The 19,368-nt window shown below is 62.7% G+C and carries 18 protein-coding genes; 8 read left to right on the top strand and 10 right to left on the bottom strand.

The genetic code is table 11. The features are described from left to right. Window positions 1–55: 55 nt before the first annotated feature. The 6 genes from P406_RS12865 (at window position 56) to P406_RS12840 (ending at window position 4,033) form a co-directional block, all read left to right on the top strand. The gene (locus P406_RS12865) at window positions 56–1,027 is read left to right on the top strand and encodes an EamA family transporter (protein ID WP_046236378.1); all 972 of its coding nucleotides are present in this window, start codon (window positions 56–58) and stop codon (window positions 1,025–1,027) included. Next, a complete protein-coding gene (locus P406_RS12860; protein WP_046236377.1) occupies window positions 1,002–1,883 on the top strand; it encodes an aldose 1-epimerase in 882 nt (293 codons plus the stop codon). Before P406_RS12865 ends, P406_RS12860 begins: the two co-directional genes overlap by 26 nt. 116 nt (window positions 1,884–1,999) lie before the next feature. After that, a complete protein-coding gene (vapB, locus tag P406_RS12855; RefSeq protein ID WP_003414963.1) occupies window positions 2,000–2,230 on the top strand; it encodes a type II toxin-antitoxin system VapB family antitoxin in 231 nt (76 codons plus the stop codon). Beyond that, the gene (gene vapC / locus P406_RS12850; RefSeq protein ID WP_046236376.1) at window positions 2,230–2,634 is read left to right on the top strand and encodes a type II toxin-antitoxin system tRNA(fMet)-specific endonuclease VapC; all 405 of its coding nucleotides are present in this window, start codon (window positions 2,230–2,232) and stop codon (window positions 2,632–2,634) included. Before vapB ends, vapC begins: the two co-directional genes overlap by 1 nt. A 224-nt stretch (window positions 2,635–2,858) precedes the next feature. Continuing rightward, window positions 2,859–3,371, top strand: a complete 513-nt coding sequence (locus P406_RS12845; RefSeq protein WP_003345995.1) for a sigma-70 family RNA polymerase sigma factor — start codon at window positions 2,859–2,861, stop codon at window positions 3,369–3,371. After that, entirely contained in the window at window positions 3,371–4,033 is a 663-nt protein-coding gene (locus P406_RS12840; RefSeq protein WP_003408532.1) for a ChrR family anti-sigma-E factor, read from the top strand. Before P406_RS12845 ends, P406_RS12840 begins: the two co-directional genes overlap by 1 nt. A 22-nt stretch (window positions 4,034–4,055) precedes the next feature. On the opposite strand, the gene P406_RS12835 is transcribed toward P406_RS12840, so the two are convergent. The 3 genes from P406_RS12835 to P406_RS12825 all read right to left on the bottom strand — a co-directional run bounded on the left by P406_RS12835 (window position 4,056) and on the right by P406_RS12825 (window position 6,899). Continuing rightward, a complete protein-coding gene (locus P406_RS12835) occupies window positions 4,056–5,312 on the bottom strand; it encodes a 3-phosphoshikimate 1-carboxyvinyltransferase (protein WP_046236375.1) in 1,257 nt (418 codons plus the stop codon). A gap of 96 nt (window positions 5,313–5,408) precedes the next feature. Further along, window positions 5,409–5,891, bottom strand: a complete 483-nt coding sequence (locus tag P406_RS12830) for a PAS domain-containing protein (RefSeq protein ID WP_003345989.1) — start codon at window positions 5,889–5,891, stop codon at window positions 5,409–5,411. Between the two features lie 3 nt (window positions 5,892–5,894). After that, complete coding sequence (locus P406_RS12825; RefSeq protein WP_046236374.1) at window positions 5,895–6,899, bottom strand: response regulator; 1,005 nt, start codon at window positions 6,897–6,899, stop codon at window positions 5,895–5,897. A 265-nt stretch (window positions 6,900–7,164) separates the two neighbouring features. Between P406_RS12825 and P406_RS12820 the strand changes: the two genes are divergently transcribed. Then, the gene (locus tag P406_RS12820; protein WP_046236373.1) at window positions 7,165–7,614 is read left to right on the top strand and encodes a DUF2384 domain-containing protein; all 450 of its coding nucleotides are present in this window, start codon (window positions 7,165–7,167) and stop codon (window positions 7,612–7,614) included. Then, entirely contained in the window at window positions 7,611–8,072 is a 462-nt protein-coding gene (locus tag P406_RS12815) for an RES family NAD+ phosphorylase (protein WP_003408520.1), read from the top strand. Before P406_RS12820 ends, P406_RS12815 begins: the two co-directional genes overlap by 4 nt. An 8-nt stretch (window positions 8,073–8,080) precedes the next feature. On the opposite strand, the gene P406_RS12810 is transcribed toward P406_RS12815, so the two are convergent. Genes P406_RS12810 through bcsB form a run of 7 tightly spaced genes read right to left on the bottom strand, consistent with a single transcriptional unit; the run spans window position 8,081 to window position 19,367 of the window. Further along, entirely contained in the window at window positions 8,081–9,259 is a 1,179-nt protein-coding gene (locus tag P406_RS12810) for an alginate O-acetyltransferase AlgX-related protein (RefSeq protein WP_046236372.1), read from the bottom strand. Between the two features lie 11 nt (window positions 9,260–9,270). After that, complete coding sequence (locus tag P406_RS12805; protein ID WP_046236371.1) at window positions 9,271–10,686, bottom strand: MBOAT family O-acyltransferase; 1,416 nt, start codon at window positions 10,684–10,686, stop codon at window positions 9,271–9,273. 18 nt (window positions 10,687–10,704) lie between these two features. Further along, window positions 10,705–11,379: an alginate O-acetyltransferase AlgF gene (locus P406_RS12800; RefSeq protein WP_046236370.1), complete on the bottom strand. Its 675-nt coding sequence runs from the start codon at window positions 11,377–11,379 to the stop codon at window positions 10,705–10,707. Next, window positions 11,376–12,041: an SGNH/GDSL hydrolase family protein gene (locus tag P406_RS12795; protein ID WP_046236369.1), complete on the bottom strand. Its 666-nt coding sequence runs from the start codon at window positions 12,039–12,041 to the stop codon at window positions 11,376–11,378. The genes P406_RS12800 and P406_RS12795 overlap by 4 nt, the downstream gene beginning before the upstream one ends. A gap of 16 nt (window positions 12,042–12,057) precedes the next feature. Next, window positions 12,058–15,921: a cellulose biosynthesis protein BcsC gene (locus tag P406_RS12790; RefSeq protein ID WP_046236368.1), complete on the bottom strand. Its 3,864-nt coding sequence runs from the start codon at window positions 15,919–15,921 to the stop codon at window positions 12,058–12,060. Next, window positions 15,897–17,108, bottom strand: a complete 1,212-nt coding sequence (gene bcsZ, locus P406_RS12785) for a cellulose synthase complex periplasmic endoglucanase BcsZ (RefSeq protein WP_046236367.1) — start codon at window positions 17,106–17,108, stop codon at window positions 15,897–15,899. The genes P406_RS12790 and bcsZ overlap by 25 nt, the downstream gene beginning before the upstream one ends. A 3-nt stretch (window positions 17,109–17,111) precedes the next feature. Continuing rightward, a complete protein-coding gene (bcsB, locus tag P406_RS12780; protein ID WP_046236366.1) occupies window positions 17,112–19,367 on the bottom strand; it encodes a cellulose biosynthesis cyclic di-GMP-binding regulatory protein BcsB in 2,256 nt (751 codons plus the stop codon). Window position 19,368: the final 1 nt, after the last annotated feature.

The following is a 19,368-nucleotide window of genomic DNA, read 5'->3' as shown; positions in this document are numbered from 1 at the left end:
TTCAAAGGGCTCCGGCATGCACCTCTGTTATCCAGCCAAGGAGGCTGGTTTGCGTATGTCTGCCCCTGCCCTGTTTCCGCGCCACATTGCTGTGCTGATTCTGGCGCTGCTGGCCTGTTCGTTTGCCGGCAACCACATCGCGGCACGCATTGCCTTCGATCATGACACCGGCCTGCTGCTGGCCATTCTCTGTCGCTCCGGCGTGACCTTGCTGGCGCTGACCAGTCTGGTGCTCTGGCAGCGCGAAAGGCTCAGTCTGCCCGCCAGCACCTGGCGGTGGCAGCTGCTTCTGGGGCTGCTGATCGCCACTCAAAGCTTTTGCATCTACTCGGCGGTAGCGCGTATTCCGGTGGCCCTGGCCTTGCTGGTGGTCAATGTTTCGCCGATCCTGCTGGCGTTGCTGACCTGGGCACTGGGCGGTGCCCGGCCGACGCGGCGTGCCGCAGGCCTGATGGGCCTGATTCTGTTTGGCCTGACGCTGGCGCTGGACGTGCCACAGCGCCTGTCGAACCCCGGCAGCAGCGAGCCGCAATGGCTGGAGGGTGTCGCCTACGCGTCGACCGCTGCGGTGGTGTTCGCCTTTGCGCTGTGGATTACCGATAACAAACTGGCCGGCATGCGCGGCAGCGTACGCAGCATGCTGACCATGGCCGTGGTGTTCGTCGTCGCGGCCATCGCCGGCAGCAGCGGCGTGCTGCCCGGTGGCGTGGGTCTGCCGACAAGCTCTGTTGGCTGGACCGCGCTGGCCAGTCTGGTGGTTTTGTACGGTCTGGGTTTCTCGCTGCTGTTCATCTGCATGGCACGGCTGGACATCGCCCGCAACGCGCCAGTGATGAACATCGAGCCGGTGGCCAGCCTGCTGTTTGGCTGGCTGATTCTCGATCAATTACTCAGCAGCGGTCAGGTGGTCGGCGGGCTGATCGTCGTCAGCGGTATCGTGCTGCTGACCTGGCGTCGCGCCCAGTCGCCTGACTCTCAATCATCCAAGAAGGCTTTGAAGCATGTCCACGAACATACTGACCCTTGAAGATGGCCTGACCCGCCTGACACTGGCCCCCGACATCGGCGGCAGTATCGTCAACTGGACCGTCCTGGCCAGCGGGCAACCGCTGCTGCGCGCCAGCGACGAACAGGCTCTGGCGGCCGAGACGCCCCGTCGGCTGGCCTGCTACCCGCTGGCGCCGTGGTCGAACCGGATCGGCAACGGCGGCTTCGAGACACCAGACGGCTGGCTGGCCCTGGAGCCGAACAGCGCCAACGACCCGCTGCCGATCCATGGCAGCGCCTGGCAGCAGGCATGGACCGTCATCGAACAGAGCACTGAGCAGGTCTGCCTGCAACTCGACAGCCAGACGCCATTCGCCTACCGCGCGCACCTGCGCTACACCCTGCGTGAGGGTACGCTGAGCATCGAACTGACCACCACTCATCTGGACAGCCGCGCCATGTGGCACGGCCTGGGCTTGCACCCTTACCTGACACGCACGCCTCACACACGCTTGCAGGCCAAAGCTGCGCAGGTCTGGCTGTGCGACGAGGCAGGTTTGCCGAATGAGTTGCAGGATCTGCCCGCCGAGTGGGACTTCCGTCACGGCAACACGCTGCCCGACACACGTCTGGACAACGGTTTCACCGGCTGGGATGGCCAGAGCATCATCAGCCAGCCGGATCTGGGCTATGAGCTGCACTGCCAGGCCACCGGCAGCGAATACTTTCTGGTGTTTTGCCCGCCGGGGCTGGACTTCTTCTGTTTCGAGCCCGTCAGCCACCCGGTGAATGCCCATCATTTGCCTGGGCATCCGGGGTTGAAGCTGTTACGGCAGGGGGAATCAGTGACGCTGGAGTTCAGTCTTCGTTACAAAGACCTGAAGCGGGGGTCATGAATAAGTGTCCTGGTGCCTCATTTCAAGTTACAGAACGGGCCGGGATATCCCGTTGACATATCCCCAAAAAAACACATTCTTATTCATCCGATACATCAGCCAAGGATGAATCACTCATGGAACAATCCACGGTCTTCAAAAGCAATCGAAGCCAGGCTGTCCGACTGCCAAAAGCGGTGGCCTTGCCCGACGACGTGAAACGTGTCGATGTCGTAGCCGTGGGCAGAACCCGCATTATTTCCCCCGTCGGTGAAATGTGGAACAGCTGGTTCGATGGTGAAAATGTCAGTGATGATTTCATGGCAGAGCGCGGACAACCAGCCGAACAGCAGCGCGAATCGCTCTGATGCTCAAGTACATGCTTGACACCAATATTTGCATTTTCACTATAAAGAACAAGCCAACTTCGTTACGTGAAGCCTCCAACCTCCATCACGGACAGCTATGTATCAGCGCGATCACGTTGATGGAGCTTGTCTACGGCGCAGAAAAGCCTTTGAGCCCCGAAAGAAACCTTGCCGTTGTAGAGGGTTTCACAGCGCGTCTTGAAGTGCTCCCTTACGACAGCGACGCGGCGGCTCATATCGGCATGATCAGAGCCGAACTGGCTAGATCGGGCACACCGATCGGCCCGTACGATCAAATGATTGCCGGACACGCCCGCTCTCTAGGCCTGGTGGTGATCACTAAAAATCAGCGTGAATTCCGGCGCGTCGAGGGGCTGCGAGTAGAAGACTGGGTAAGCCAGTAACGCCATCCATAAACGCAACATCTGCCACATCCATCGCAACCGCCCCCCTGTGATCCACTCCCCATCCCGCTACGTAACACCTATGCATCGCGAACCAAACCCACACAATGGTGATCAGAAGGTGGATCATGCGCATAACTGCCAGTCTCAGGACCTTCTGTCACTTGTCCCCCTCTCACAGCGAATCGACAATCACCCGACTTTGGATCGATGAAGTCACCGCCGTGGCCCGCCAGAGGGACCGCGACAGCTTCATGCGTATTTACGATCACTTCGCTCCGCGCCTGTTGCGCTACCTCACCGGGCTGAATGTGCCAGAAGGTCAGGCCGAAGAGTTGGTGCAGGAGGTGCTGCTCAAACTGTGGCACAAGGCCGACTCGTTCGACCCGGCCAAGGCCAGCCTGGGGACATGGTTGTTTCGCATCGCACGCAACCTGTACATCGACAGTGTGCGCAAGGACCGTGGCTGGGTGCAGGTGCAGAACTCACTGGAACAACTCGAACGTCTGGAGGCTCCGGTAGATCGAACACTCGATTACAGCCAGCGCCAGGAGCAACAACTCAACATCGCCATCCAGAACCTGCCCGCCGATCAGGCCCGAGTGTTGCGAATGTCGTATTTCGAAGCGCTCAGCCACCGGGAGATTTCCGAACGCCTGGGTATGCCGCTCGGCACGGTGAAGTCCTGCCTGCGCCTGGCGTTTCAAAAATTGCGCTCGCGGATAGAGGAATCATGATGGGTCCACAACATCATCCGGACGACGCCACGCTGGTCAGTTACGCCGCAGGGGCGCTGTCGCAGGTCATCTCGTTAGTCACTGCCGCGCATCTGGAACGCTGCGCCGAGTGCCGGGCGCGGCTCAGGCAGGCCGAGGCGATTGGCGGTGTGTTGATGCAGCAGCACACCAGCAGTGTGGTGCCGCTCAAGGGCAGATCGGCCATGCTGGCGCGGCTTGACGAGCAGCAAGCGGGGCTTGTGCCCGCCCTGCACTCAATGCCGGCGGCCAATCAGGACCCGGACCTGATGCCGGTCTGCATGCAGGCGCATTTTGGTCGACACCTGAGCACGCTGAAATGGAAGACCCTGATCCCCGGCGTACAACGAGTACGCGCCGAAGGCATCGAACAGGGCAACCTGATGCTGCTGAAAATCGCCCCCGGCGTGAGCATGCCGGTCCACAGCCACGAAAGCGGCGAGATGACCATGGTCCTCAAGGGCGCGTATTACGACGTGCAGGGAGAGTTCGGACTCAACGATGTGGCCGATCTGGACAGCCATATCCATCACCAGCCCATCGCCTACCCTGACCGGGAGTGCATTTGCGTGCTGGCCACTGAATCGAAGCTGCGTTTTCAGGGACTGCTGGCGCGGATGATGCAGCCGTTTTTCGGAATTTGAAAAACGGCCGCTGCTCCTGCGGTCAGCGCTGAACAGTGACGCCCAATGAGGCCAGCGCATCCCAGTAGCCTGGGTAGGTCTTGCCGACGCAATCAGGGTCGAGAATGCGGATGCCGGCGATCTTCAGGCCCGCCAGCGCAAAGCACATGGCGATACGATGGTCGGAGTGGGTGTCGATCAAGGCATCGACCGTAGTGCCTGCCAGCGCCGGGTTCGCGTTGACGATCAGATCGTCACCCTCTTCGACCGCCAGGCCAGGTGCGATGGCGCACAGGCCGTGGGACAGTGCCGAGATGCGATCGCACTCCTTGACCCGCAGGTTGGCGATGCCGACAAAGCGCACCGGTTGACGATTGAAGGCGGCCAGTACGGCCAGCGTCGGAATCGCGTCCTGCATCTGCGAGCCGTCGATCACGGCCGGCATGTTCGGGAAGCTGGCGATGATCTGGCTGGCCAGCGCATCGGGTTGCGTGAACGCGTCGCTGGCCACGCCCAGGTCGATAGCGCCCTCGGTCAACGCTTGCGCAGCCCACAGGTAGGTGGCCGCCGAGGCATCCGGCTCGATGTGGAAATCCGTAGCGCGATAACCTGTAGCCGAGACTTTCCAGGCGGCGTCGCCGATGGCCTGAACCTCGGCACCGAACGCCTGCATGGCCGCCAGCGTGAGGTCGAGGTAACCACGTGCGCCGATCTCGCTGCCTGTCAGGGCAACTTCCACAGGCCCCTTGCCACAGGCACCGGCCATCAGCAGTGCCGACACATACTGGCTGGACAGGTTGCCGTCGATTTCGATACGACCGGCCTCAAGACCGCCCTTGCCCTTGATCGCCACCGGCGGGCAACCGCTGGGTGCGCTGACCTCCACGCCCATGCGCTGCAAGGCGTCGACCAGCGGGCCGATCGGGCGCTTGCGCATGTATTCGTCGCCATCGACCACGAAGTCGCCTTCGAAGTTGGCCAGTGCCGCGGTCAGAAAGCGTGTCGCCGTCCCGGCATTACCGAGGAACAGCGGCTGCTGCGGCGCCTGCCAGTGCCCGCTGCTGGTGACCACGAAGGTGCTGTCATCCGGCTCGTCGACCTGCACGCCCATCAGACGCAAGGCTTCGGACATCACGCGCGTGTCGTCACTCTTCAGCGCGCCGGTCAGGCGGCTGGTGCCTTTGGCCAGCCCGGCCAGCAACAATGCGCGGTTGGTGATCGACTTGGAGCCCGGCGGGCTGACACGCCCGACCAGCGGGCGCTCGACAGGCAAAACAGTGAGGGTGGCTTGAAGTCGCATGATGTCCCTGAGCGTCAGCGGAAAAATCGCGATCCTAGCACGAGCGGGATCAAGCCCGCAGTGCCGGTTTCATTCATCGCCAAGCCCGGGCGCGGGTCAGCTTTTCGCTGAGCCCGACAGTTGCTGCAGCTTGTCGTTGGCCGCCAGCAACTGATTGCGGTTGGCCGCCACGTCGGTGACGTCATAGATCACCAGACACACATGGCTGATCGCCCCGGTAGTCGAACGCAGCGGGAACAGGGTGGTGTTCTGATACATGAACTCCTCCTGCCCGGTAATCGGCTGATAGTTCTTGAAGCGCACCAGATACGGCCGCTGCTCCCAGATGGTGAACGCCGGTGTGCCGAGGGTCACGACGTTATCGATTTTCTTGCTGAACCACTTCGCGTTGACCTCCGGAAAAATCTCGAAAAAGGTCTTGTCGACTGCCACGTAGGGCACCACACCCGAGCGGTTTTCCATGAAGGTATTCCAGACCGTCACGCGGTAGTTCAGGTCCAGCACCACGATGCCTACGTCAATGTTCTGCGTGACGGCCAGCAACCAATGAAGCTCGTTGATTTCAATAGCGTTGCTCATGGGTCAGCTCATCATGTAGGCGAGTTTTTTGGTAAGCAGCTCGACCGAATCTTCGGTGAACAGCATCAGCAGATCGAAATGCAGATTGTGGCCTTCCACGCTGTAACTGATTTCGACCGCCAGGGTCTTTTTCCAGCGCTGTTGATTGATGCGGATAAGCTCGTCGATGCCGCCCTGCGCACCCAGCAACTGTGGATGGCCTTGCGAAAAGGCAATGTCGATCTGTTCGGCAATCCCGCTCAGGCAGGCGCCGATCAGGATCGTGGACAGGTCGAGCAGCATCTCCATGTCGGAACTGTCGGAGTGATCGCCGCCCATCAGCTGCGAGATTCCGGAGATCTCCGAATCATGAAAAATCAGCAGCGCCTCACCAGAGATACCGCCACCGATGTAGCCCTGACACACTGCGGTCAGACGCTGATCGCTGTGCGCGTCGGCCAGCGCCATGTGCAACTCGCCGACTTCAAGCATGTTGACGTTGGGCACCGGCAACTGCACGAACACGCCCAGCACCTTGGCCAGCAACGCCGCTGCACGGCCCATGGCGACGTTGACGGTTTCGCGGAAGGCATCCTGAAAGCTGATCACCCCGCCCTTGTTGTTGAGGGCTGGCAGTGCAACCGGCGACGCCGCAGGCTTGCCCAGCAGGCCAAGGCGCTCCAGTGTGCTTTTCAGTTCGTCCGGGTCGGCAGGCTTCTTCAGAAACGCCAGCGCGCCCAGCTCCATGACCCGACGGACGGCTTCGTCCTGCACGTCGCCCGACACCACAATCACCTTGGCGTCGAGGTTTTCGGCACGAATCGCCGTCAGCGTCTGGTAACCGTCCATCACCGGCATGGTCAGGTCGAGCAGGACCACCTGGCCCTGTCCTTTACGAATCGCTTCCAGGCCTTCCTGCCCCTGGGTGGCCAGCGTGACCGACACGTCCCAGCCTTCAGGTAGCGCGCGCAACAGCTGCTTTCGCGCCATGTTCGAGTCATCGCATATCAATAGCGCAAGCGTGGACATCGTGTGGTTCTCACTGCAGGAAAATCAGGCTGACCACGGCGGACAGCACGTATACGTTTAACGGCACCATCGGAAGCGACTGACTTCGAGCCTATAACGCGAGATCAGCAGCATTCAAACTAAACCTATAGCTTAAGTCGGTGATTTTTGGAGTTTCTGTAGTTTTATTCGCTATTAGTTGCCGTGAATCACTATCGCGACGTCTGAAACGTGCCTATTATCAATTGATAGATTCAATAGCAATCATTCGATAGGCAGGTGCGCCATGTCTTTGCCCATAAGCGACTACTATCCGGCCCTGCCCCGGCAGGACGATTTCTGGCAACACCTGGGTATCCCCGCACGAGGTGCGCGGCTCTACTCGGCGCTGCATGACGGCTTGCCGTATGAAGTCTTCGAACGTCTGGCGCATTACACCGACCTGAACCGCTCGACCCTCGCCGAGCATCTGGGCATCGCGCCGGCAACCTTGCAGCGGCGCCTCAAGGTGCGCCGCTTCAATGCCGAAGAAAGCGATCGGCTGTTCCGCCTGGCAGCGGTGTACAAGGCGGCGCTGGACCTGTTCGAAAACGACGCCGAAGCGACTCGTCTGTGGCTGGCCAACCCGGTCTACGGGCTGGGCAATCGCAGGCCGCTGGAAATGCTCGCGACCTCGGCAGAGGCGCAGGCAGTGCTTGACCTGATCGGCCGCCTGGAACACGGGGTCGTGGCGTGATAGCGGTCTATCGACTGGTCAAGCGCAAATGGCTGGCGCAGGCCTTCGACGGTGAAGGCGCCAAGCTCTATGGCGGACGCTGGAACAGCAAGGGCAACGCCTGCGTGTACTGCGCGGGCAGCGAGTCACTGGCCCTGCTGGAAGTGCTGGTGCACCTGAACAACGCCACTGTGGCTCAGCACTACACGATGCTTGAACTGCAGATTGCCGAGGAGCACGTCCTCAATGCGCGCCCGGACACCCTGCCCCGCGACTGGCGCGAAGAGCCCGCGCCACCGGCAACCGCCTCGTTCGGCGACGACTGGCTGGCCTCCGCTCAAAGCCTGGCACTGGCGGTGCCCAGCGTGATCATCCCACGCGAGTCCAACTACCTGCTCAACGTCCAGCACCCGGAGTTCAGGGCCGTTGTGGCGACGGCGAAAGAGCTGGAGTTTGTGGTCGATCCGCGTCTCAAATAATCCCGGCCTTATTTCACGGCCGTGGTTCCCGGTGTTGCTGTGGCACTGCGCTCGACAGGCTCGATAACCACATAAGGCGTCTGCAGATCCCGCTCGGGGATTTCCCATATGAGCAGTTTGGGCGGCGTCTGGCGGAAGGCCGGGTTGTCGAAGTAGACGTTGGCAGCGCCCGAGAACTCGCCGCCGTCCCTGGCGAAGTTGCCAATCGGGGCGCCGAGTTCGCGCTGTAAAAACCCGACAAAACCCGAATTGCGCGAGAACGACGTGCCGATCAGCGCGACGTTGGGCAGGTTGCTGTCGCCGAACAGGTCGTCAAGGTTATCGCCGCCCGCCGCTGATTCACTGGCAAGCTCGGTGATCTGCGTGGCGGCTACGCTTTGCGGCGCAGGTTGTAATGACGATGGCAACCAGTCGAGCCCGGCGAGGCGTACCAGATCGCCGGGGCGTTCGGCAATGGGTAACGTCTGAATCTGGAATTGACGCTGCGGAGTGGCCTGAATGCCGGCTTTTTGCACCTGCAAACCGATGGCTCTGGCGGCGCTGTTGGCACCACTCTCGCTCCAGTGCGTATCGGTGCGCAGGTAAGCTGCTTCGCCCAGCGGCTGCAGGGGCGCGGTCAGGTCCAGGGCATCGACGCCTGCCGCTTGCAGGTCTTGGGTCCAATGCTGGACACGGGTCTGCAATACGTCAGGCCGATAGAGACCGCACAATCGGGTTGCGGCAATGCGGCTCTTGTCCGGCACCACGGCGACCAACAATTCGATGCCGCGTTTTTTGAGGCTGCGCTGCACAGCGATCACCGCCAGGGCTTTGCGTTGTGCATTGGCCTGTGCGTCGCGGTTGAGCCTGAACTCATCGATCAGGAACAACCAACCCGGACACCCCTGGCGCACACGCGGGCCGGTGTCGTGGAACAGCAGCCAGCTCGCGCCGCGCTCGATATTGGCCGCATGCCGGGCCAGAAAAGTCCCGGACAGCTGTTTGGCCAGTTGGTGAGTCACCTCGCCGTGCAGCGCTGCGTCGAGGGTCAGCGGCTTGGGCAGCAGCTCGACCTTGCCGCTGACCAGCAGCATGCCTGAGGCAAGCAAGCCGACGCCGAGGAACAGCGCCAGGGTAATGCCCGCCACACCACAGGTGCGCACGGCCAGTTCACTGGGTGGAGGCGGTACAGCAGACGGAGTAGTCATGGGCGCCGGCCTCAGAATTGGAAGTACAGAAACGGAACCGTTTCGCGGCTGGCAATCAGCGCGAACGACAGCAGAAATCCGGCCACCGGCCACAGCGCGGCGCCATAGACGAATAGCGTCCGGTTGCCAAAACGCTGCTCACAGCGAGCCTGCAGCAGCGGCGCGAGCACGCAGCCCACGCCCAGTAACGCGGCCATGCCGTGTGCCGGGCGCAAGGTCACGGCCAGCGCATCGCCCAAACCCAGATCGTGCAGGCCGAACTGCCCGGCGTACATGTTCATCGCGGTGGCAAAGTCCGGGGCGCGAAACAGCGTCCACGCCAGGCACACAAACAGCAATGTCAGCAGGTGCGCCAGCGGTCTTGGAACAGCAGGCAGATTCGAGCGCGACCAGGCGCGATCGACGCACAACGCCACGCCATGCGCCGCGCCCCAGAGCAGGTAATTCCAGCTGTCACCGCCGTGCCACAGACCGGCGATGGCCATGGTCAGGAACAGGTTGCGGTAGGTGTTCCAGACGCCGTGCCGATTACCGCCCAGCGCGATGTACAGGTAATCGCGCAGCCAGCTGGACAGCGACAGGTGCCAGCGTCGCCAGAAATCCTGAATACTGCGGGCCAGATAAGGCCGGTTGAAGTTTTCCGGAAAGTGAAAGCCCAGCATCAGTCCCAGGCCGATGGCCATGGCGCTGTAACCGGCGAAATCGAAGAACAGTTGCAGCGAGTACGCCAGGCAGCCAAGCCACGCATCGATCAGCGACGGGGCCGGCAAGTGAAAGGCCACATCGACCAGCGGCGACAGGGTATCGGCCACCAGCACCTTCATGCTCATGCCGATCATGAAGCGCCGCGCGCCCAGGGCGAAGTTCTGCCGGGTGAAGTAACGCTGCACCAGTTCACGGCGCACCCAGTCGTAGCGAATGATCGGCCCGGCAATGGAGTGGCCGAACATCGAAATGTAGGTCGCATAATTGATGAAGCTGCGCTCGACCGGCACGGTATGCCGGTGTACGTCCACCAGATAGGAAATCGCCTGCAAGACGATGAACGACAGCCCGGCCGGCAGCGCCACACGCTGCCAATCGAGCGGCATCGCGCCATACCAGGTGATCAGTTCATTCCAGGTGCCGGCGACGATGTTGGCGTACTTGTACCAACACAGCACAGCGGTGTTGAACACGATCAACGCCACCAGCAGCCGCACTCGCCCTTTCGAGCCTTGCCGCGCCCGGTCGACCAGCAGACCGCCGACCCAGGCCACCACGGTCAGCAGCATGTGCAGCGCCAGAAACAGCGGGCTCAGCCAGCCGTAGAACAACCAGCTGCCGATCAACAGGAAGACATTGCGCCACGCCGCGGGGCTCGCCGTGTAGGCCAGCAAAAAAGCGGGCAGGAACACCATCAGAAACTCGAGCGAGGCAAATACCATGACGACGACAGAGCCTGATCAGTTGGACAACGTGTCCGTGGCCGACAGCAGGCGCGGGCCTGTGGCGGAAGGCACCAGCAACACGCTGTAGCGCTCGCCGGCCTTGAGCTCGCCCAGGTCCAGCGGCGCGCCGACAGCGGCGTTGGCGCAAACCAGTTGCACAGAAAGGCTGACCGGGTTGATCGAACGACGTTGCTGGGTGCCCGTAGGAACCGCTTTGAACAGGTCGGCGCTACGACCGGCAGGACGCAGGCTCGCCTCACTGCACCCGGCATCCAGGCTGAAGAACGCCAGCGAGGCTTTCAAACCGTTGAAATCATCGGGCTGTTCGCGGACGGTCACCGGTTTCAGGCCACCGTCGGCCTGCGCGGTCAGCACGACGGTGGCGAACTCGCCGGGCTCAACGCTGACGTCCATCGGCAGCTTTTTATCGCCGCTGACCAGCGTGCCTTTTATCGAGCTGCTGGCCTGCACCGGGAAAAACACTGAAACCGGTTTTGCGCTGTCCAGTTGCAACGGCGCCTGGCCTTCACGGGCGATCACTTGCAGCGGCGCGTTGGCGGCATTGACGAAGCGAATGAACGCCGAGTCCTGCGCAGGACCGGTGGGATACAGGGCGATGTCGGCCGCCTGCGCTTGCACGCCCAGCAATACGGCAGCCGCACTGGCGGCCATCAGGCGCAAGGCGATCATTGCCTAGCTCCTGCTGCGCTGACGCTGCTGACCGGCAGTTTGCCCAGTGCATCACCAATCGCGGTGCCCCAGGATTTGTAACCGGCCACGGTAAAGTGCTGACCGTCGGTGGTGATCCACTGGCCTGGCCTGGAAAAGCTCAGCGAGTCGATATAGGTGCAGGGTGCTACGTTGGTGGCCAGGAACTGCGACATCAACTGGGTCCGCGCATCGTTCTTCTGGTACATGCCGCCGGCCTTGCCCCACGCCGGGCCGACCCACGCACATTTCGTGCCGGTGGCGGCGATGGCTTTGGTCAGGCCGGTCACGCTCTGCCACGCCCAGGCCTTGGGAAACGAAGGTTTGTCGTACGAAGCCATGGTGTCACCAATCACGATGACCACCAGGTCGGGCTTGTCGGCAGCGATCAGTTCGCCAATCGGCGTGGTGGTCGCGTCACGGCCCTTGATGACGATCTTGCCGTCGCCTTTCTGTTCGGCGCCGCAATCGACTTTCTTGCTGATCAGCCAGTCACCGGCACTGGCTCCGCAGGCGCCAATCGAATGCACGATCGCACCCTGACGGGTCAGGTTGTCATGCAGCGGCTCCATCAGGTGGTCGGCCAGACTCATGTGGCTTTCTCCCAGGACCAGAAGGGTCATACCGGCAAGAACGGAAGGCATCGAATTTCTCCAGAAATCAGTTGGAATAAGGTGAACGGTAAGGGCTGACCGGCAGCTCCATGGGGCCAGTCACGTCCTCGAACATGTAGCGCAGGTACAGCGCCCCGCTGAACTGGCGATAGTCACGGGCGTTGTCCAGGCCCAGGTTGGCGCCCAGGAACAGACTGGAATCGAGCTTGTATTCGCCCGCCGCGCTGAGGTTGTAGCCGACCCCGGTCTTGCTCTGCCCTGAATAACGCTGACCGGAAGCCGCTTGCAGAGCGCTGTCGTCGGGGAAGAATGCGGCGCCGTCCTGCTTGAAGTGCTGGACGCCGACCGAACTCTTGACCTGATAGCTGAAGCGCTCGGTGCGCTGCGCCCACATCACCGGCACGCCGATGGCATAGAAGTTCTGCGGGCTGAAATAGCCACCATGACCGTAAGTGAAGTAACTCTGGTCGTTGGCGTAACTCATGCCCATCAGGCTCAGGCCCGCGGTCAGCTTGCTGTCCTCGGCATTGCGCAAGTACCAGTAGACACCGCCACCCACTTCGCCACGGGTGTTGGACTTGACGTTGGTGCCGACCAGCTTGTGCCAGGAACCGTAGCCATAGCCGCCAATGGTCTGATCGTCATAGCTGATCTGCCCGCGGCCGCCGTTGGCGGTCACGCCGCCCCAGGAAAGACTGCTGCGCTCGTCGGTGGAACCGGCAAACGAGGTCACGCTGTCTGTCACCGGACGCCGTGACACGTTGAGGCCGTAACGCAGATCAGGGTTGTCGCCCAGCGGCCGGTCGACGCTTACGCCGCCTGCGACCGTGCTGTATTTGAAGCCCACGGGCGTGGTGCCGATATCGGCTTTTAGGCCCTCTTCGGGGCGTTCGAAGGCGACCGCCAGACCGACGCCCTTGTCGCTCTGCGAACCTGCTGCGCCGGCCGTTCCACCGCCAAAGCGCGCGCCCGCATCGGACTTCACACTGCCGGCATTCAGCGACACCGGCGTGACGCGCACGGCCACGCGGTTATCGCCGACCGGCATGTTGATCTCCAGCGGCGTCTCGACCACGGTGAGCTTGCTCAGGCCGGACTCGCTGTTATTGCTGCGCACCGCGAGGCCCTGGCGGACGAAGCCGCTGCGCTGTTCGAGAATACGATTGAGCGCCTGCTGTGCGCTGCTGGCCTGATCGCGGTCGGCGGCGGCCAGAAACGGATTGTCACGCACGCTTTGCGCACGTCCGGCAGACAACGGTTGCTGTGCAGCGTTCTGGCCGGGATAGGCGGTGCCACGCGTGGTCGGCAAGTCCGTCGCCGCTCCGCCGCTGAGCGACACCTGCGCCGGCGCCGGGATCGCCGACGCTGCGGCCAGACCGCGTGAACCGCTTGCCGCGAACGGATTGGACGAGGTAACACCCGCCCCGCCCTGCGTAGCCATCAGACGCTGTTTTTCGCTCTGTTCGATGGCCACAGCCTTGCGCAGCAACTCGGTGGCTGCACCGGTCTGCCCCATGCTCTGGTAGATGCGCGCAGCCTCGGTGAGGCTCTGCGGGTCGTTGCGCTGCAAGGTGCGGAACTGGCTGAGGGCCTTTTCGGCAAAGCCATGATCATGGGCTTTCACGGCTGCATCGGCAGCCCCCAGGAGTACTTGCGGATCGTTGGGCTTACGCTGCAACAACGGCTTGTAGAGTTCGAAAGCCTTGGCGCTGTCACCGCTGGCGGTGTACATCCGGGCGAAGGCCGACACCGCCTGAATGTCGTCCGGACGCTGGGCCAGGGCCGGGGCCAACGTGTCGTACGCGCCGGCCAGATCGCCGCCTTCACGCAGCAGATCGGCCTGACGAATGCGGTAGCGATACAGCAGGTCGTCGAAACGTTTACGGGTCTGCACGCCCATGGGCTGCCCCTGCACAGTGCGCAGGATCGCATTGACCTGCACGTCATCCCCCGCCGCGAGCAACAGACTGGCGTATTGCAGCAGCAGATCAGGTGACTGCGCAGGTGCCTGAGCGATGGCGGCGCGGGCCATTTCCCGACCACGCTCCGGCTCGCCGGCGTCGATGTAGGCGCTGGCCAGCGTGAGCTGACGTTCCGGGCTGCCGCTGGCAACCGGTTGCAGGCGATCGAGCAGCGCCAGCGCCTCTTGACGCTGACCGCGCCGGGCGATACCGATGGCCAGGTTGATCTGCACGGTCATGTTGACTTCGTCGGCAAGCGCCTTCATGTCCGGGGTGCGCTGGTCGACAGGAATGCGCGCAAAGGTGGCCTGGGCTTCTTGCCACTGGCCCATCTCCACCGACAGCAACGCACTGGTGTAGAGCGCGTCGATATCGTTGGGCCGAGACTTGAGCAGCTCGTCGATCAGCGCGCGAGCCTTGGGCGCCTCATCGGTCTTGAGGTACAGACGCGCCAGGTCGAAGCGGGTCCAGACACTGTCCGGATCATTTTTTACCGCATCCTTCAGGGCCGCCTGAGCGGCGCGCAGATCACCACGTTGCTCGGCCAGTCGTGCCGTCTGCGTGGCCCGCAACGCCTTGAAACGACCGCTGTCACCCAGCGCAGCCTGTTCGGCAGGCGACAGGGTATCGAGCAGGCGCAGCGCTTCATCGGCCTGGCCGCTTTGCGCCAATACGTTGATCAGTCCGCGCACCGCTTGCGGATTGCCGCGCTGGGTCGCCAGCACCTGACGATAGCCCGCCTGGGCCGCATCGAGTTGACCGGCCTGGGCCTGCAGATCGGCCTGAGTCAAACGCACATCGATGCTGTTCGGGTTCTGCCGCTGCACCTGGGCCAGCAACTCTTGAGCCTTGCCGATCTGCCCCTTGGCCTGCAGGTCGCGGGCCTGTTGCAGCGATGTCCAGAGCTGCACACTCTCGAGGGCGCCTTTCCAGCGTGCACCGCCGGGCTGGCGAGTCGCGCGGGTCAGTAATTGCTCGGCTTCGGCCAGTCGATTCTGTTGCTGGCGGACCACGCCCAGCCCACCCAGCGCATCGGCATCATCGGCCTTGGTTTTCAGGCGCGCGGCAAATGCTTGTTCGGCTGCGGCATGATCATTTCGCTCCAGCGCCTTCAGCCCACGCGCCACCAGTGGATCCTGCTGCCAGCCACCGGCTGGCTGCTGACGCCCCTTGTTGAGTTGATCACGAATGTCCTGATCATCGGGATGGGCCTTGAGGAACGCCTCGAACAGCGGCACTTGCGCCGCCGTAGGCGGACCGGTCCAGACCAGCGCCATGCGCCAGCTCTGATCGGCATCCCCGGCGATGTCCGTGTGTGTACTCAGCCGCGCCAGCGCAGCGATCCCCTCGGCCCGGGTGTCTTCGCGACGGGCCAGATGCTTGGCAAAAAACAGCGCCAGAATCGAGTCGTCCGGGTTCTGCCGGATCAAGCGTTCGAAGCCCTTGCGCGCTTCGGGCCAGTCCGCGCTGTTGAAACCCAGATTGGTGTAGTACTCGCGCCCGACCTTGCCTTCGGGCAAACGGCCGTTGAACAGTTGGCGAAAGACCCCGGTCGCCTTGTCGCGCTCACCGGCATCGGCCAGGCGTCGGGCCTCATCCAGCAAGGCCTGATTCTGCGGCTGCCCGAGGGCAATGTCCTGCTCCAGTTGCACCGCCTGCCACGGCGCTGGCGACAGGGCCTGCAGACGAGCCAGGTACGTCTGCGCCTGCTGCGGCTTGTTCTGTTTGACCCCGATCAGGCCCATGCCATACAGGGCGTCGATCTGATTGGGCTCGATCTGCAGCACCTTCTGCCATATCTCGGCGGCCCGCACCGGGTTCGAGCGAGCCTGCCAGTACTGGCCCTGTTCGATCAGCTGCGCCTCGGCGGTGGCGGCCTGGGCTTGAGAAACGCTGGCTGCGATCGCGGCAACCAACCCGATGACTAACGTGTGGCGGCGCGCGGGCATGACGTCTCCCAGGATAATTTGAGCGTTCCGTCTTCACGGAACTGATAGCGTTTTTCGACCCAGCCCAAGGCAAACAGGCTGAGCATGAGGTTGTAATAGGCTGGTTCAGTGCGGTCTTTGGGGTCACGGGCCAGCGCCTGGCTGACCCCGGCTTCGACCCTGCGCTGTTGTTGTTCAGCCAGCCAGGTCTGACCCTTGGCGTGGAAGTACGGCAACAGCGCCGCCGAATAACCGAAAGGCCCCTGGCCCTCGCGTGTACCGCTGACCACCTGGACTTTCTCCGGTGGCGTGCCGCTGGACGCGGTGCTGCTCGACATACCGTCGAGCCGGACCAGCAGGCGTGCTGCCAACGGATCGGACGCAGGTGTCATGCCCGCCCAGAGGTAGACGCGAATCGCGTCATAGCTGCCCAGTTCGCCTGTGCCCGGATCGACCACGAACAGACCGCTTTTCGGGGAAGTCCCGCGGTAGCCGACCCAATCGGCGATGAACCCCTTGGGGCTCGATGCGTCGATCAGCTTGGCGGTGTTGTCGGCGATTTCCTTCCAGGGACCGGCGGGTGTTTCTTTCGCCAGACGCCGCAACAGCGGAATGGGCAGGTAGCTGGCGTTCAAGCGCCAGAGATGGTCCGGCTGCACGAAACCTTCGGGGCCGGGCAGGAGCATTTTGCCGAGCCCCGGCAGATTGACCACCAGCCGCGACTCCACGTTCTTGAGCAGGGCCAGCGCATCGTCGCGATAGGCCGGGTGCTGCCAGACGCGTGCAGCTTCGAGCAACGCGTAGATGATCCACAGGTCGGCATCGGACGCGGAGTTGGCGTCCTGAAGCGTCCAGTTGCCATCCTCGCCCTGCCCCCACAGCCAGCCTGGCAGACGCGTCTTCAGGTCAGCACCCGCCATGTTCGCGGCGGTCCACGTCCACAGCGCATCGAAGCGCGCGCGGTCATTGGCCACCAGCGCAAAGAGCATGCCGTAGGACTGACCTTCGGAGGTGCTGTGGTTGACCTTCAGGCTCGACTCCAGCATCCGGCCGTCGGCCTGTACGTAGCGCGTGGCATAGTCCTGCCAGAACGGCCAGGTCGCAGCGTCGCACGCGCTGTTCGCCAGCACCGGCGTCAGGGTCGCCGACGCCAGCAGGCCGACCAGCCAGCCGGAGGCGCGGCGCAGTTTAAGTGCACGAAGCGGCATGGCTTATTCCTGCTCCAGACGGCGCTTGGCGAGCGAGCGCAGGGTCAGGTAGGCAACTCCGGTCACCAGCACCACACCCACGGCCAACACCAGCAGCAGCCACAGCACGTTGCGCGACATCAGCCACTGCACGTATTTGAGCGGCCCAAGGTCACCGACGTAGTACTTCTGCTCGGCAACCAGCGCCTCGACCGAATCGCCGCGCACCACCACCAGGCTGCCCTGTACCTTGTCGCTGCTGCTCAGCGCACGGGCGACGTCGCTCATGCCGCCTGGCTGACCGCTGGAGATCAGCACGACGCTACGTCCCTTGTGCAGCGGCGATTCGAAACCGGTCAGGAAGGTGCTGCGCACGTCGCTGGAGAACGCCATGGCGACCCGCGCCCGACGCTGGTTTTCATCCGGGTCCGGGCTCATCCAGTCACGCAGGCGGAAGGCCAGATCGGAAAGCTCGAAGCCCTGTTGCTGAGCATTGCCGGAGATCGGCAAACGGTCGGCCCACTGTTTGAGCAAAGGCTGATCACTGCCCGAGGACATGACCAGAATGTCCTTGTCGGCGGCACTGGCGATCTGCGCCGCCTTGATCACCGACACACCGGTCGCCGGGTAACCGGTCGACTCGCCGAAACGGCCCAGCACGCTCAGGTAAGCGCTGACGTCTTCGGCACTCGGCTGATCAGCCAGCACCACAGCGGTCTGCGACAGGTCAGCCAGGCGTGTGAACGGAAACCCTGAATCCTTGAACACGCCCAGGTTCGGCATAGCCATGAAGTGGTCGTAACCGCTGAAATCCAGCGTCGATTCCGGATCGATGCTGCCGCGCATGTTATCGATGATGATGTCGCCACATTCGCCCTGCTTGAGGTAGTCGAACATGTAACGCAGTTGCATGCGCGATTGCAGGGCCGCGGAGTTGAGCGGCAGGTACACATGCGCTTCACGGCTGATCGTGTCATCGCCGCCCGTCAGTCGCGAGACGATCGAGTTGTTCAGGTTCTCGATCGACGGCAGCGGCTCGGCCTTGATCAGCGTGTCGTTGAGGCTGACCATGATCGACGAATTGTTCGAGCGCTCCTGCGGTGTGTAGCGGTATTTGAGAGTCAACGGCACGCCGTCTTCACGCCAGCTGAACAGGTCCGGCGGCAGGTTCAACGGCACGGTGATGTCACCCGGATCGTATCCGGAGACGTTGAGTTTGTTGGCAGGCATCAGCTCGCCCAGTTTGATTGGTCGATCACTGGGCAGCCAGTTCGGCGCGTCGTATGGTTTGCGCGGTGCAAGCATGTCGACACGCTCGATCAATGCGCTGCTGCCGACCAGGCTCTGACCGCCAACTACCAGCGCATTGACTGCCCGCTTGAGCTCCGCCGAGTCACGCCCGGTGATCACCAACAGCTTGCTGTTCGGGTCGTTGGGATGGGTCACCATCGTCAGGGTCGGGCCTTTCGGCGCTGGCATCATCAATGCGCCGAGCTGCAACGGACCGTCGCCTTTGAGCAATACCAGCGCATTGCCCTTGGCCGGCAGCTCATTGAAGTGCGCCGGGAAGCTGGCCATACGCGAGCGGGTCTTGGCCGCGCCGATCCAGGACGCCAGCGCGCCTGCCGCCTCCAAAGTCGCGTTATCGGGTGCTGCGCCCATCACCACCGGCAGGTTCACATTACGGTCATCGCGGCGGTCGAAGAACGGCAGCGGCAGAATCGCCAGGTCATTGGGCAGCGCGAAGGGCGTGACCCGGATGTCCAGCCGCGTGTCGTTGTTGATCCGCGCCCAGAGGCTGGAATGCTTGGGGTCTTCGCAGCTCATCGTGTAGTGGCCGATGAACTGCAGGCTCAGGCGGTTGAACTCGGTGATCATCTGCGGCGGGATCTCGATCACCTGCGTCTGTGGCTTGCCGGCGCCGTCCTTGGGCAGCGGAAGGGTCGCGGCCACTTCGTCGTTGATCATGACGTTGATCTGCGACAGGTCCGCCAGTAACGCCGGCGAATAGCTGTAGCTCAGCGACAGGCTTGCGCCGGTCACCACCTGATCGGCGCGCACGTTGAAGTTGACGCTGTCGGTGGCTTCCACACCGCGCAGGTTCATCGGGTAATTGCGCCCCAGCTGTTGCAGCGTCACGCTGTAACCCTCGTTGGCACCCGCCGTTTCAGCAGCGCTTGCACCCGCCCCTGTGGAGAGCACGGACAACGCACAAGCCAGCAGGGCCCATGAGCGGCGAACGGCGAACCGCTCGGCACCGAAAAAATACCGTTTAGTCATG

It is taken from the genome of Pseudomonas syringae pv. coryli str. NCPPB 4273 (assembly GCF_000972175.1).
In the GTDB taxonomy this organism is placed as follows: domain Bacteria; phylum Pseudomonadota; class Gammaproteobacteria; order Pseudomonadales; family Pseudomonadaceae; genus Aquipseudomonas; species Aquipseudomonas syringae.
Note: the sequence above shows the minus strand (reverse complement) of the source record. Positions and strands in the feature narration are given on the sequence as shown.